The organism is Mesorhizobium sp. BH1-1-5 (assembly GCF_020165615.1).
In the GTDB taxonomy this organism is placed as follows: Bacteria; Pseudomonadota; Alphaproteobacteria; order Rhizobiales; family Rhizobiaceae; genus Mesorhizobium.
Genome location: NZ_JAIUIM010000008.1, coordinates 75412 through 90293, shown reverse-complemented (window position 1 = coordinate 90293; position 14882 = coordinate 75412). Strand labels below are relative to the sequence as shown.

Sequence of the window (14882 nt, the reverse complement as noted above, 5' to 3'; positions counted from 1 at the left end):
TGTCTGGACCGGTTCGTCGTTTCATGGAAACGCCGAACCGCTCTCCCTTTGTCTTGACGCGATTCCGGGCGGAAAGCCGCTTCACACCTTTCCCGGAATTGCTCCAATAGGTGGGCATTATGATTGACCGTATTGTTTCCGAACTCGGCCCGTGGAACTGGATGGTTCTCGGCATCGTGCTGCTGGTGATGGAAGTCGTGGCGCCCGGCGTGTTCATGCTGTGGATCGGCATCGCGGCCCTCATCATCGGCGCGGTGTCGCTGGCGATCTGGGACGCCGCCTTCTGGACCTGGCAGGTCCAGGTCCTCGCCTTCCTCGTGCTGGCCGTCGTCTCGGCCTATGTCGGCCGGCAGATCGCCGTCAGCCGTCAGGGCACCGTCGACCAGCCGCTGCTCAACCGCCGCGGCGCGCAGATGGTCGGCCGCACGGCGACGCTGGCCGAGCCGATCAAGAACGGCCGCGGCCGCATTCGGCTTGGCGACACGCTGTGGCGCGTCTCCGGTCCCGACCTGCCGGTCGGCGCGCAGGTCCGCGTGACCGGGGCGGCGGATACCGATCTGGAGCTGACTGTCGAGGCGATTTGATCCGCGACGGCACCCCGGGTGCCCTGCGCATCGGTGGGGTCTAAAGCATGTCTCCCGAAAGTGGTAACCGGTTTCGGGAGACATGCGCAAAATCAAAAACCTAAAACGCATGGAGCGAATCTGAAAGATCGCGACGCGCTTTAGGCAGCGCCGATGCGCAACAGATCGTGCAAATGAACCAGACCGATCGGGCGTCCGCTCTCGACGACCATAAGGCTGGTGATGGCGGATGTGTTGATCGTCTGCAGCGCCGTCGCCACCAGCGTGTCCGGGTTTGCCGTCTTCGGCTTCTTGGTCATCACCTGATCGACGCTCATCGTCAGAATGTCGTTGCCGATATGGCGGCGGATATCGCCGTCGGTGATGATGCCGATCAGGGCGCCGTCGGCTGCGGTGATCGCCACGCAGCCAAAGCCCTTGCGCGACAATTCCAGGATTGCCTCGCGCATGCCGGTGCCCGATGGCACGAGAGGCAGCCTTTCGCCGACATGCATGATCTCGCGCAGCTGGGTCAGATTGGCGCCAAGCTGCCCGCCCGGGTGGAAGGTGCGGAAATGGTCCGGCGTGAAGCCGCGCGCCTCGAGCAGCGCGATCGCCAGCGCATCGCCCATGACAAGTTGCAGCAGCGTCGACGTCGTCGGTGCCAGCCCGTGCGGGCAGGCCTCCGGCACGACAGGCAGCAGCAGCACCACGTCGGCGGCACGTGCCAGAGCGGAGGTTTCGCCGGACGTAATGGCAATCAGCGGGATGGAAAAACGCCTGGAATAGGCGACGATGCCCATCAATTCCTTGGTTTCCCCGGACCATGACATGGCGATGATGGCGTCGTCGCGGCCAATCATGCCGAGATCGCCGTGATTTGCCTCCGCCGAATGGACGAAAAAGGCTGGCGTGCCGGTCGAGGCAAGCGTGGCGGCGATCTTGGAGCCGATATGGCCGCTCTTGCCGACGCCGGTGACGATGACGCGGCCCTCGATCCGCGAGATCAGGTCGATCGCGGCGGCAAAAGGCTCTGCCAGCCCGTTTGCGAGCGCGGCGGCGAGCGCCGCCACACCGTGCTGCTCCGTCGCTACCGTTCTCAGCGCCGATTCGATCGCAGCCTGCCTGTCCGGCTGCTTTCTTTCTGGGGACCCCGCATGCATGGCGCAAGCGATTAGCGCTTTGCCGCTCCCCTGTCCAACAGAATTGCCGCGGTCTGCCGATCCGGGCGGCTCTGGAGCTCCCGTCTCAACCCTCCGTTAACCATCCGCATTTACGGTTCGGTAAGTATGGCGCAACCGCGCCGCGCAAGCAGTGGTGACGATGTCCGGGGGCCAGCCTGAAACGAAATTCGGTCGGAGGGGCATTGCCGTTGCAGCACTGCTGCTGACGGCAAGCGCGCTTGCCTTGCTGCGCCCGGCGCCTGCATTTTCGCAGGAAACCGAGCTGCGCGGCGAGGTCTCCGAATCGGCCATACTCGCCGACCAGCAGCGCAAGGCCAGGCAGTTGAGAGCGCAAGGGTCGCTCGATCAGACCCCGCCCGCCGCCGCGGCCGCCCAGGACACGGCACCCACGACTTACCAGCCGTCGAGCCCCGGCGCCGTTGCCGATGACGATCAGGCGGCGGGCGCGACGGACAGCATCTTCGACCAGCCGCAGGCGACAGACGATCCATTGGCCGGCACGAAGGCGCCGGCAAAACCGCGCCGGCCCTCGACGGCTGCCCAGCGTGCTCAGGACGCCAAGGCCGACACCAAGTCGAATACCAAGACCGCCGACAAGAAGAAGGCCAAGAAGAAAGCGGGCGAGGCTACCGACAGCACGACCACCGGCGCGACCACCTCCACCGACGACCAGGCTGATGCGGCAGCGACCGACGACGACGGCAGCAACCGCCGCGCCGTCACCATCGACAGCGTCGACAAGCAGAAGCTCGACCCGGGCCAGGAACGCACGGCATCCATCGATGGCCAGAAGGTCAAGCTGGAGGTCGATCCTTTCGCCGCTCCCGGTGTCAAGGTCGGCACCTTTGTCTTCCGGCCGACGCTCGAGCAAGGCTTCACGGCCACCTCCAACGCCGATTCCAGCAGCACCGGCAAATCGGCGGTCCTGTCCGAGACCGCGCTGCATTTCACCGCGACCTCCGACTGGCGCGAGAATTCGGCTTTGATCACCGGCTACGGCCAGTTCCGCAACAGCGTCTCGGGCGAAAAGATCAAAGATGCGCAGGGCCGCATCGAAGGCCAGCTCAATATCGACCTCGACAACGAGCTGCGGGCCATCGCCAAGCTGGGCTACGAAGCGGCACCCGAATCGGCCTCCGCGCCGGATGCTGTCGCCGGCGTAGACCACCAGCCGTTGCGCCAGACGGTGGACGGCAGCCTCGGCATCGAAAAGGATGTCGGCAAGATGCGTTACACGCTGACCGGCGCGGTCTCGCACGACTTCTATGGCGACGCCGAGCTCACCGACGGCACCACGCTGTCGCAGAAGGATCAGGACAACACGCTCTACACGGCAACCTTGCGCACCGGCTACCAGATATCGCCGGCGCTGACGCCCTTCACGGAAGTCGAGCTCGGCCGCCGGGTTTACGATCTGCGCCTCGACACCGACGGCTTCGACCGCGCCTCGAAGAGGGTTGGCGCGCGCGTCGGCGTCGAACTCGATATGGGCGACAAGCTTTCGGGCGAATTCTCCGTCGGCTGGCTGCGCGAGGCGCTCGACGACAGCCGGCTGCCTGCGATCGCCGGGCCGTCCGTCAATGCCGACCTCAAATGGTCGCCCGAGCGCGGCACAACGATCGGGCTCACCGGAAAGACCGAAGTAGAGACCACCACGACGGCAGACCAGAGCGGCGATATCCTCTACTCCGGCCGTCTGACCGGCGAGCGCCAGATCCGCGCCAATCTGACGGCGAATTCGGCGCTGGGCCTCGACTGGCGCGATTACACCGGCTCCGACGGCCATGACATGATCCTGAGCGCCGAGGCCGGACTGACCTGGTGGCTGAACCGCAATGCCGGGGTCACCACCAAGGTGAGGACGGAGAAGCTTACCAGCAACCTGCCCGGACGCGACTACACCGCCAACAGCATCTATCTCGGCCTGAAGGTCCAGCGCTGAGCGCCGACGGCCGCACCGAGAACGGTAGCTACCGAGGACCGGCGCGGAACGCGCTCGAACTACGTGAGCACCGGCGGCGCAGGAACCTGCCGTTCGCAGGCCGGCCTCAGCTGAATATCGGCATAGGCTAGAACGCCGCCCCGCGACGCTCTACCGGCCGTATCTCATCGAGCAGCGCGCGGATGACGCCGGCCATGCTTCCATTCATGTCGCTGCGCCACAGCGCGAAGGCGACATTGGCCTCCACAAAACCTTCCGGCGAGCCGCAGTCGAAGGTGCGTCCCTTGTAATGATAGCCGTAGAAGGGCTGCTGTTTCTCCAGCTTCAGCATCGCGTCGGTCAGCTGGATCTCGTTGCCGGCGCCGCGTTCCTGGCTTTCCAGGATGCCGAAGATCTCCGGCTGCAGGATGTAGCGGCCGTTGATGAAGAGGTTGGACGGCGCCGTGCCCTGCTTCGGCTTCTCCACCATTTGGGTGATACGGAAGCCGTGATGGGTGTCCTCGCCACGGCCGACAATGCCGTATTTATGCGCCTCGGCCGGGTCGCATTCCTGCACGGCGATGATGTTGTTGCCGGTCTCGGCATAGAGCTCGACCATGTCTTTCATGCAGCTCTTTTCCGACTGCATGATCATGTCCGGCAGAAGCAGCGCGAAGGGTTCGTCGCCAACCAGCTCGCGGGCGCACCAGACGGCGTGGCCGAGGCCCATCGGCACCTGCTGGCGCGTGAAGCTCGTCTGTCCCGGCACCGGCTGCAGCCGCTGCAGGCGGGCGAGCTGGTCGTCCTTGCCGCGCTGGGCGAGCGTGTCGTAGAGCTCGAACTGGACGTCGAAATGATCCTCGATGACCGCCTTGTTGCGCCCGGTCACGAAGATGAAATGCTCGATGCCGGCCTCGCGCGCCTCGTCGACCACATATTGGATGACCGGCCGATCGACGACGGTGAGCATTTCCTTCGGGATGGCCTTGGTGGCCGGGAGGAACCTCGTGCCGAGGCCTGCGACCGGGAAAACTGCCTTGCGAACTCGTTTCATGCTGCGCCACCCTTGCGTTTCGGCCAATTATCCGCTCGGCGGCGCGCTTCGCAATCCCCCCGGACATTTTCACTCCCGAATTCATTTTCACTCCGGAATTCCATTTTCACGCCGGAATGTCGGGTTGACGAGCGAGCAGTGAGCGTGAGAGCTAAAGCCGCGATCCCTCTTTTCGTTCCCGGCGGCACCTATGGTAAACTAAATACTAACCCGGTTCGGCGTTGAATGATCCTTCCTGATTTGACGAAGGAGGAAATGATGTCCGTTCGCAACACCGCGAGACGCCTGGCGGCACTGGTGACCGCCGCCGGCCTCACGCTGGCCTTGCTGATGCCCGCCGGCCCCGCTTTCGCCGATGCCGGGTTCCGCCAGTGGGTTGCGGGCTTTCGCGCCACTGCGGTGGCGGGCGGTGTTTCGGGCGCCGTCTACGACCAGGCTATGAGAGGCATCGAGCCCGACCCGGTCGTGCTGGAAAAGGCCCGTACACAGCCGGAGTTCAGCGCCCCCGCCTGGGATTATTTCGACAACCGCGTGCATGATCAGTCGGTGGCCAACGGCCAGGCGATGGCGAAGAAATGGAAGCCTTGGCTCGATCGGATCGAGGCGCGGTTCGGTGTCGACCGCAATATCCTTCTGGCGATCTGGTCGATGGAATCGAACTATGGCGAGATCCTCAAGCGCGACGACATCATGCGCAATGTCATCCGTTCGCTTTCCACGCTCGCCTATGGCGACGCGAAGCGCTCGAAATATGCCCGCACCCAGTTGATCGCGGCGCTGAAGATCCTGCAGACCGGCGACATCGACGAGAGCCATCTGATGGGCTCCTGGGCCGGCGCGATGGGCCAGACCCAGTTCATTCCGACCAGCTATCAGCGCTACGCGGTCGACATGGACGGCAACGGCAAGCGCGACATCTGGAATTCGATCCCCGACGCGCTGGCGACGTCCGCCAACCTTTTGAAGAAGAACGGCTGGCAGGCCGGCAAGACCTGGGGCTATGAAGTGACCATACCGGCCGGCAAGCTGCCCGGCGGCGCAAAGACGATCGCGCAGTGGCAGGCGCTCGGCGTCGCCCGGGCCAGCGGCAAGCCGTTCAAGAACCTGACCGACAAGGCGACGCTGAAAGTGCCGGACGGCCGGGGCGGCCCCGCCTTCCTCATGATCAGGAATTTCTCGGTCATCAAGGCCTACAACAATGCCGACAAATACGCTTTGGCCGTCGGCCTTCTGGCCGACGAGATCGCCGGCGGCACTGGCCTGGTGCAGGACTGGCAACGGCCTTTCACCAAGCTCAGCTTCGAGGAACGGCAGGAGCTGCAGAAGCGGCTTTCCGATCACGGCTATTATGAGGGCAAGTTCGACGGCAAGATCGGCGACGGCTCGAAGGCCGCCATCATGGCCTATCAGGCCAAGGTCGGCTTGACCCAGGATGGCTATCCGAGCATGGAAGTGCTCAAATGGCTCCGCAAGCAGTAGGGCTCGCGGGAGCGCCAGGCATCCTTTCGAAGGCGGCACGGATGCTCTAGCGCTTCACACCTGTGCGTGACCTTGGGCCACGCCAAGGGATGGAGAGGTGTTTGGTGTCGGTCGCGCGTATCAGGCAGGGCATTCGTCGGGCGCCGATCCTGATTCTCGCCCTTGCCGTGCTGGTCGTCACGGCCGCAGGCGCCTTCCACGCACCGGCATTCGCGCAGGAGGAAAGCCGCGGCTGGTCGCTGCGTGATCTCCTGTTCCCGCGCCGCAGCGAACGCGTCGAGCCGCCGGTCGAAGTCCAGAAGGCAAGGCCGAAACCGAAGAAGAAGCCCAAGCCGCGCCCGCCGGCCGAACCCGAAACGCCGATCGTCGAGAAGACGAACGACGCCCGCGTCGTGCTGGTGGTCGGCGATTTCCTTGCAGGCGGGCTGGCCGAAGGCCTGGACACCGCTTTTGCCGACAATCCCGCCGTCCGGATCGTCGCCCGCGCCAACGGCTCGTCCGGGTTCGTGCGCGACGACGTCTACAACTGGCCGGCCGAGATCAAATCGCTGATCGAGACCGAGAAGCCGGCCGCCGTGATCGTCATGCTCGGCTCCAACGACCGCCAGCAGATGAAGGTCGGCGACGTGCGCGAGCAGCCGCGCTCGGAGAACTGGACCAAGGAGTATGAGCGCCGCACCGATGCGCTGGGCAAGGCCCTGCAGGACACCAAGGTGCCGTTCCTATGGGTCGGCATGCCGGCTTTCCGTGTGTCGAAGATGAACTCCGACATGCTTGCCTTCAACGACATCTATCATTCGGCCGCCCAAAGTCACGGCGGCGAGTTCGTCGATGTCTGGGACGGCTTCGTCGACGAGAACGGCGCTTTCGTCACCTCCGGTCCGGACATCAACGGCCAGCCGGTTCGCCTGCGTTCCGACGACGGCATCAACGTCACCAAGGCCGGCAAGCGCAAGCTCGCCTTCTACACCGAAAAGCCGTTGGCCAAGATCCTCGGCCTGGCGGCGCCGGGAAGCGTCACGACCGTGTCGGCGCCAGCCGGTGCCCCAGTCGAGGCGCCGAAGCCGGCCGCCGCGCCCGTCATCGTCGACCGCACCGCGCCGATGCTGCTGGGCGATCCGTCGCTCGATGGCGGCACCGAACTGCTCGGCGCCGCGCAACCGGCCAGAGCCGATCCGAATCTGCCCGGCGAAAAGCTGATCCTGGAAGGCAAGGCGCCGGCGGCCTCGCCAGGCCGCGCCGACGATTTCTCCTGGCCGCCGAAGCCGCCGGCGACCGCGGCTGTCGATCCCGGCCAGACGCCGGCAACTCCTTGACCGATATTCCTGCGTAGAGCAATTCCAGGAAAACTGTGAGCGGTTAAGTTCGGCGTCTTCGCCCTAACCTTCCGTCCGGAATTGCGTAAAACAAGAGGATAGAGCGGTTCGGCGTTTCCACGAAACGGTGAACCGCTCTTGCGGCAATTTCGCGCCAAGCCGAACAATGGCATTGTTGGATTTTGGCCGAAGTCAAAGTCGGGGGCGAATATGTCGGCAACGGGCTATGCCTTGCTTGGGTTCGTGACTTGGTCCCTCTTATTGCTCACATGGATGGAAATCCTGCGCACCCATCTTGTGCTGAGCGGCCGCGTCCCCGCGAATGGCTTCGCACCGGACAATGCCGGCCTTTCGCCCTTCTTGCAGCGGCTGGCGCGCGCCCACGCCAATTGCATCGAGGGCCTTCCCATATTCGGGGGTCTCATGGCCGTGGCCATGATGAGTTCGCGCGCCTCGATTACCGATCCGCTCGCATATTGGTTTCTCGGCGCCCGGCTGGTGCAGTCGGCCATTCATTTGACGTCGACGAGCCCGACCGCAGTCAAGGCTCGGTTTTCAGCGTTCGCGGTCCAGATGGCCATCGGCCTCTATTGGGCGATGAAGCTGTTGCTCAGCTAGAGCGGCGCTTCGCGAAAGGCTGCGGCTCGTTAGCCCCCTTCAGCGCGGCAGCACCGTCGATCCCATCAGCGTCTCGTCGATCGAGCGCGCCGCCTGGCGACCCTCGCGGATCGCCCACACCACCAGCGACTGGCCGCGGCGCACGTCGCCGGCGGCATAGAGCTTGTCGACGCTGGTCCGGTAGTCGCGGTCATTGGCCTCGACATTGTTCGAGCGGCGGCTGTCGGTGACGACCTTGATCCTGCCGTCGAGCTCTTTCATCAGGCTGTCGCCCGCCGGTCCGGCAAAGCCGATGGCGATGAAGGCGAGATCGGCGCGGATGACGAATTCGCTGCCGGCGATCGGCTTGCGCTTGTCGTCGACCTCGCAGCAGCGCACGCCGGTCAGTTGGCCTTCCTCGCCGATGAATTCGAGCGTCGCCACCTGGAATTCGCGCTCGGCGCCCTCGGCCTGCGAGGAGGACGTGCGCATCTTCGTCGCCCAGTAGGGCCATACCGACAGCTTGTCTTCCTTCTCCGGCGGCTGCGGACGGATATCGAGCTGGGTCACGCGTACCGCGCCCTGGCGGAAGGCGGTGCCGATGCAGTCGGACGCGGTATCGCCGCCGCCGACCACGACGACATGCTGGCCGCCCGCGATGATCGGGTGCGAGGGCCACGCCACCGACTGGATCGGCTCGCCGCCGACGCGGCGGTTCTGCTGCACCAGATAGGGCATGGCGTCATAGACGCCGCTGAGGTCGCTGCCCGGAATGCCGGCCGGGCGCGGCGTTTCGGAGCCGCCGCAATAAAGCACGGCGTCGAACTCCTCGATGAGATCGGCCACCTTCATGTCGACGCCGACATTGACGCCGCAATGGAAAGTCACGCCCTCGCCCTGCATCTGCTCGATGCGTCGGTCGATATAGTGCTTCTCGATCTTGAAGTCCGGAATGCCGTAGCGCATCAGCCCGCCGGGGCGGCTCTCGCGCTCATAGACATGCACGTCGTGGCCGGCGCGGCCGAGCTGCTGCGCCGCTGCCATGCCGGCCGGGCCGGAGCCGATGACGGCGACCCGCTTGCCGGTCTTCTTTTCCGGCGGATACGGCCGGATATGGCCGGTCTCATAGGCCTTGTCGGCGATCGCCTGCTCGACCGTCTTGATGGCGACCGGAATGTCCTCGAGGTTCAGCGTGCAGGCTTCCTCGCAGGGCGCCGGGCAGATGCGGCCTGTGAATTCCGGGAAATTGTTGGTCGAATGCAGGTTGCGGATCGCGTTGTCCCAATCGCCATTGTAGACGAGGTCGTTCCAGTCCGGGATCTGGTTGTGGATCGGACAGCCGGTCGGCCCGTGGCAGAACGGAATGCCGCAATCCATGCAGCGCGCGGCCTGTTTCTCGACCTCCTTGTCCGACATCGGCAGGGTGAATTCTCGGAAATGCCGGATGCGGTCGGAGGCTGGCTGGTACTTGTGCACCTGCCGGTCGATCTCGAGAAAGCCTGTTACCTTGCCCATAGTCCAGTCCCTGCTGTCCGAAGGCACGCTTTTGTCGCGCACCCGTTAACCCCTTAGGGCTGCCATGGCAACCGCGGTACGGGGTCAGGATTGTTGGTGAGGATGCCGGCCGGGAAGTCGTCATCCCGGCCATGCCCGAAACTATTCCGCCGCCACGCTCATGCGCATGCGTTCCATCTCGATCAGCGCGCGGCGATATTCCACCGGCATGATTTTTCGGAATTTCGGCCTGAAATTCTGCCAGTCGTCGAGGATCTCGCGACCACGCACCGAACCGGTGAAATGCACGTGGTTCGAGATCAGCTGGTAGAGCCGTTCCTCGTCATGGCTGGTCATGTCGCCGGAGACGTCGACGCGGCCCTTATGGTCGAGGTCGCCGCCATGATGGAGCAGCTTCTCCATCAAATCGTCCTCTTCCGGGACCGGCTCGAGCTCGACCATCGCCATGTTGCAGCGTTCGGCGAAATCGCCCTTCTCGTCCAGCACATAGGCGACGCCGCCCGACATGCCGGCCGCGAAGTTGCGCCCAGTCTTGCCGAGCACGACGACGATGCCGCCGGTCATATACTCGCAGCCATGGTCGCCGACGCCCTCGACGACGGCGGCGACGCCCGAATTGCGCACGGCGAAGCGCTCGCCGGCGACACCGGCGAAGTAAGCCTCGCCTTCGGTCGCGCCGTAGAGCACCGTATTGCCGACGATGATCGAGTCCGCCGCGACGATTCTAGCCTCTTCCGGCGGGCGGATGACGATGCGCCCGCCCGACAGGCCCTTGCCGACATAGTCGTTGCCGGCGCCGACCAGCTCGAAGGAGATGCCGCGCGCGAGGAACGCGGCGAACGACTGCCCGGCGGTGCCGGTGAGCTTCACCTGGATCGTGTCTTCGCGCAGACCCTTGTGCTTGAAGCGCTTGGCGACCTCGCCCGACAGCATCGCGCCCGTCGAGCGATCGACGTTGCGGATCGGCAGCTCGATGGTGACGGGCTGCTTGGCGTCCAGCGCCGGCTTCGCCAGCTCGATCAGCTTGCGGTCGAGCACGTCGTCGATCGGATGCTTCTGCCGCTCGGTCCAGTGCAGCGCCTCATGCGGCGCATCCGGCTTGAAGAACATCTTCGAGAAGTCGAGCCCGCGCGCCTTCCAGTGCTGGATGACGTCGCGCTTCTCCAGGAGGTCGCTGTCGCCGATGATCTGGTCGATGTGCGTGAAGCCCATCTCGGCAAGCAGCGCCCGCACCTCTTCCGCCACGTAGAAGAAGAAGTTGATGACGTGCTCGGGCGTGCCCTTGAAGCGCTTGCGCAGCACCGGGTCCTGCGTCGCGACGCCGACGGGACAAGTGTTCAGATGGCACTTGCGCATCATGATGCAGCCGGCCGCGATCAGCGGCGCGGTCGAGAAGCCGAACTCGTCGGCGCCGAGCAGCGCGCCGATGATGACGTCGCGCCCGGTGCGCAAGCCGCCGTCGACCTGCAGCGCGACGCGCGAGCGCAGCCCGTTGAGCACCAGCGTCTGGTGCGTTTCGGCGAGGCCCATTTCCCATGGGCTGCCGGCATGCTTGAGCGAGGTTAGCGGCGAGGCGCCGGTGCCGCCGTCATAGCCCGAGATGGTGATGTGGTCGGCGCGCGCCTTGGCGACACCCGCCGCGACCGTGCCGACGCCGACCTCCGACACCAGCTTGACCGAGACGTCGGCCGCCGGATTGACGTTCTTCAGGTCGTAGATCAGCTGCGCCAGATCCTCGATCGAATAGATGTCGTGATGCGGCGGCGGCGAGATCAGGCCGACGCCGGGCGTCGAATGCCTGACCTTGGCGATGGTCGCGTCGACCTTGTGTCCGGGCAGCTGGCCGCCCTCGCCGGGCTTGGCGCCTTGCGCGACCTTGATCTGCATCATATCGGAATTGACTAGATACTCCGCCGTGACGCCGAACCGGCCGGAAGCGACCTGCTTGATCGCCGAGCGTTCCGGGTTTTTGCCGCCGCCGGGCAGCGGCAGATAGCGGTCAGCCTCTTCGCCGCCCTCGCCGGTGTTCGACTTGCCGCCGATGGCGTTCATGGCGCGCGCCAGCGTGGTATGCGCCTCCCGCGAGATCGAGCCGAACGACATCGCCCCGGTCGAGAAGCGCTTGACGATCTCGGCTGCCGGCATGACCTCGTCGATCGAAACCTTCTTGCGCCCGGTCTCGTCCGCTGTTCTGATCTTGAACAGGCCGCGGATGGTCTGGGCCCGCGCGGTCGCGCTGTCGATTTGCGCCGAATAGTCCTTGAACGTGTCCCACGAGCCCTGGCGCACGGCATGCTGCAGGCTGGCGACCGCATCGGGCGACCACATATGGGCCTCGCCGCGCATGCGGTACATATATTCGCCGCCGACCTCGAGGTTGTTGCGCAGCACCGGATCGCTGCCGAAGGCGTCCGTATGGCGGCTGAGCGTCTCGGTGGCGATCTCGTCCAGGCCGACGCCTTCGATCAGCGTCGCCGTGCCGGTGAAATACTTCTCGACGAAGTCCGACTTCAGCCCGATGGCGTCGAAGATCTGCGCGCCGCAATAGGACTGGTAGGTCGAGATGCCCATCTTGGACATCACCTTGAGGATGCCCTTGCCGATCGACTTGATGTAGCGCGAGACCACCTCGTATTCGTCGACTTCTTCCGGCAGCTCGCCGCGCTTGTGCATGTCGAGCAGCGTGTCGAAGGCGAGATAGGGGTTGATTGCCTCGGCGCCATAGCCGGCGAGGCAGCAGAAGTGATGCACTTCACGCGGCTCGCCAGTCTCCACCACGAGGCCGACCGAGGTGCGCAGGCCCTTGCGGATCAGGTGATGATGCACGGCCGCCGTCGCCAGCAGCGAAGGGATGGCGATGCGGTCCGGTCCGACCTGGCGGTCGGACAAGATGATGATGTTGTAGCCGCCGGCGACCGCCGCTTCCGCCCGCTCGCAGAGCCGGTCGATGGCGCCCTGCATGCCAGCGGCGCCCTCGTTGGAACCGTAGGTGATGTCGATCGTCTTGGTGTCGAAACGGTCCTCGGTGTGGCCGATGGAGCGGATCTTCTCCAGATCGCCATTGGTCAGGATCGGCTGGCGCACTTCGAGCCGCTTGCGGCGCGACGTGCCGACGAGGTCGAAGATGTTCGGCCGCGGCCCGATGAACGACACCAGGCTCATCACCAGCTCCTCGCGGATCGGGTCGATCGGCGGGTTGGTGACCTGGGCGAAGTTCTGCTTGAAATAGGTGTAGAGCAGCTTCGACTTGTCCGACATCGCCGAGATCGGCGTGTCGGTGCCCATCGAGCCGACCGCTTCCTGGCCGGTGGTGGCCATCGGCGCCATCAGAAGCTTGGTGTCTTCCTGCGTGTAGCCGAAGGACTGCTGGCGATCGAGCAGGCTGACATCCTTGCGCAGCGCGCGCGGCTCGACCGGCTTCAAGTCTTCCAGAATGAGCTGCGTGTTGGCGAGCCAGGTCTTGTAGGGATGCCTGGTCGCGATCTCCGACTTGATCTCCTCGTCGGAGACGATTCGACCCTTCGCGAGATCGATCAGCAGCATGCGGCCGGGCTGCAGCCGCCACTTCTGCACGATCTTTTCCTCCGGCACCGGTAGCACGCCGGCTTCGGAAGCCATGATGACGCGGTCGTCATCGGTGACGATGTAGCGCGCCGGGCGCAGGCCGTTGCGGTCGAGCGTGGCGCCGATCTGGCGGCCGTCGGTGAACACCACCGCCGCCGGTCCGTCCCACGGCTCCATGAGCGCCGCGTGGTACTCGTAGAAAGCCTTGCGGTCGGCGTCCATGAGCTTGTTGCCGGCCCAGGCTTCCGGGATCAGCATCATCATGGCGTGGCTGAGCGAGTAGCCGCCCTGGAACAGGAACTCGAGCGCGTTGTCGAAGCACGCCGTGTCAGACTGGCCCTCATAGGAGATCGGCCACAGCTTCGAGATGTTGTTGCCGAACAGCTCGGAATCGACCGAGGCCTGGCGCGCCGCCATCCAGTTGTTGTTGCCGCGCACCGTGTTGATCTCGCCATTATGCGCGACCATGCGGTAGGGATGCGCCAGCTTCCACGACGGGAAGGTGTTGGTCGAGAAGCGCTGGTGGACCAGGATCAGCGCCGTCTCGAAACGCGGATCCTTGAGGTCCTTGTAGTAGGCGCCGACCTGGTAGGCCAGGAACATGCCCTTGTAGACGATGGTGCGCGCCGACAGAGACACGCAATAGGCGCCGATATCCTTGTTGTCATTCTCGGCGTAGATGCGGCCCGAGATCACCTTGCGCAGCAAATAGAGCCGCGCCTCATATTCCTCGTCGTCGGGAATGTCGGCCGTGCGGCCGATGAACACCTGCCGGTGGAACGGCTCGGACGCGACGATACCCGGCGCCTTCGACAGCGATGAATTGTCGACCGGCACGTCGCGGAAACCGATGAGCGGCAGCCCTTCCGACTGCGCCGATTCGGCAATGATCTCTTCGATATGGGCGCGCAGCGTTGGGTCCTGCGGCATGAACCAGTGGCCGACGCCATATTGGCCGGCCGGCGGCAGGTCGACGCCCTTGGCGGCCATTTCCTCACGGAAGAAGCCGTCCGGGATCTGCACCAGAACGCCGGCGCCGTCGCCGACCAGCGGATCGGCGCCGACGGCGCCGCGATGGGTGAGGTTCTCCAGCATCGCCAGGCCGTCCTCGACGATCCCGTGCGACTTCGCGCCCTTCATATTGGCGATGAAGCCGACGCCGCAGGCGTCATGCTCGTTGCGCGGATCATAGAGGCCCTGCGCAACCATGCCGTTGGCGGTGGTATGAGTCGGGCGTTTAACGGCTGCCGCTTTCGTCTGCGCGGCCTGGCCGTTGATCGCAGATGGCGTCAGTTCCGTCATCGTCCTATCCTCCGTTCTCCACCTTGACCCCGACTGTCTCAGGGCGCTGGTTTGCCTTGGGAAGCGAGAGTGCTTCCCCTTTGATCCTGCTGCACGTCTCGCGAAATCCATCGAACCATAAGGCTATACGCCCGGTTCGCATCCGGTATCGTACAGGCCAGAGCCGGGCCGTCTACCCGCCGCTCGCGACAATGGCCGGAATGGCAATGATGATACGCCAGTCCAGCCTGTTTTGTGCGACAAAATAAGACAGCACTACTGTCCTAAATTTTTTATGGCAGAAATCAGGGAGGCACACAAGACCGATTCACAAAAAACTTGGTGTCACCACGACACAAAATTTCGTGACGGGCGCCGGAAACGCAAGCTTTGGTCCAGGCCTGTCGA

General features: G+C 64.5%; 9 protein-coding genes. 5 read left to right on the top strand and 4 right to left on the bottom strand.

Annotation, left to right across the window (positions count from 1 at the left end):
* Window positions 1-119: 119 nt before the first annotated feature.
* On the top strand, window positions 120-584 hold the full coding sequence (locus LB572_RS12945; RefSeq protein WP_224667978.1) for an NfeD family protein: 465 nt from the start codon (window positions 120-122) through the stop codon (window positions 582-584).
* 140 nt (window positions 585-724) lie between these two features.
* Here LB572_RS12945 and LB572_RS12940 read toward each other — a convergent pair whose 3' ends face one another.
* The gene (locus tag LB572_RS12940; RefSeq protein WP_140810614.1) at window positions 725-1726 is read right to left on the bottom strand and encodes a KpsF/GutQ family sugar-phosphate isomerase; all 1002 of its coding nucleotides are present in this window, start codon (window positions 1724-1726) and stop codon (window positions 725-727) included.
* Window positions 1727-1886: 160 nt separating this feature from the next.
* On the opposite strand from LB572_RS12940, the gene LB572_RS12935 reads away from it, so the two are divergent.
* Entirely contained in the window at window positions 1887-3689 is a 1803-nt protein-coding gene (locus LB572_RS12935; protein ID WP_224667977.1) for an outer membrane beta-barrel protein, read from the top strand.
* Between the two features lie 127 nt (window positions 3690-3816).
* On the opposite strand, the gene galU is transcribed toward LB572_RS12935, so the two are convergent.
* Complete coding sequence (galU, locus tag LB572_RS12930; RefSeq protein WP_224667976.1) at window positions 3817-4722, bottom strand: UTP--glucose-1-phosphate uridylyltransferase GalU; 906 nt, start codon at window positions 4720-4722, stop codon at window positions 3817-3819.
* 258 nt (window positions 4723-4980) lie between these two features.
* On the opposite strand from galU, the gene LB572_RS12925 reads away from it, so the two are divergent.
* The 3 genes from LB572_RS12925 to LB572_RS12915 all read left to right on the top strand — a co-directional run bounded on the left by LB572_RS12925 (window position 4981) and on the right by LB572_RS12915 (window position 8135).
* A complete protein-coding gene (locus LB572_RS12925; RefSeq protein WP_224667975.1) occupies window positions 4981-6201 on the top strand; it encodes a lytic murein transglycosylase in 1221 nt (406 codons plus the stop codon).
* A gap of 101 nt (window positions 6202-6302) precedes the next feature.
* The gene (locus tag LB572_RS12920; RefSeq protein WP_224667974.1) at window positions 6303-7517 is read left to right on the top strand and encodes a DUF459 domain-containing protein; all 1215 of its coding nucleotides are present in this window, start codon (window positions 6303-6305) and stop codon (window positions 7515-7517) included.
* 210 nt (window positions 7518-7727) lie between these two features.
* Window positions 7728-8135, top strand: coding sequence for an MAPEG family protein (locus LB572_RS12915; RefSeq protein ID WP_224667973.1), 408 nt, complete (start codon window positions 7728-7730; stop codon window positions 8133-8135).
* Window positions 8136-8174: 39 nt separating this feature from the next.
* Here the strand turns inward: LB572_RS12915 and LB572_RS12910 are convergent, their stop codons facing one another.
* Together LB572_RS12910 and gltB are read right to left on the bottom strand one after the other, a co-directional pair.
* Window positions 8175-9629: a glutamate synthase subunit beta gene (locus tag LB572_RS12910; protein ID WP_224667972.1), complete on the bottom strand. Its 1455-nt coding sequence runs from the start codon at window positions 9627-9629 to the stop codon at window positions 8175-8177.
* 141 nt (window positions 9630-9770) lie between these two features.
* Window positions 9771-14495 carry a glutamate synthase large subunit gene (gltB, locus tag LB572_RS12905; protein WP_224667971.1) on the bottom strand — a complete coding sequence of 1575 codons (4725 nt, stop codon included), beginning with the start codon at window positions 14493-14495 and terminating at the stop codon, window positions 9771-9773.
* Window positions 14496-14882 lie beyond the last annotated feature (387 nt).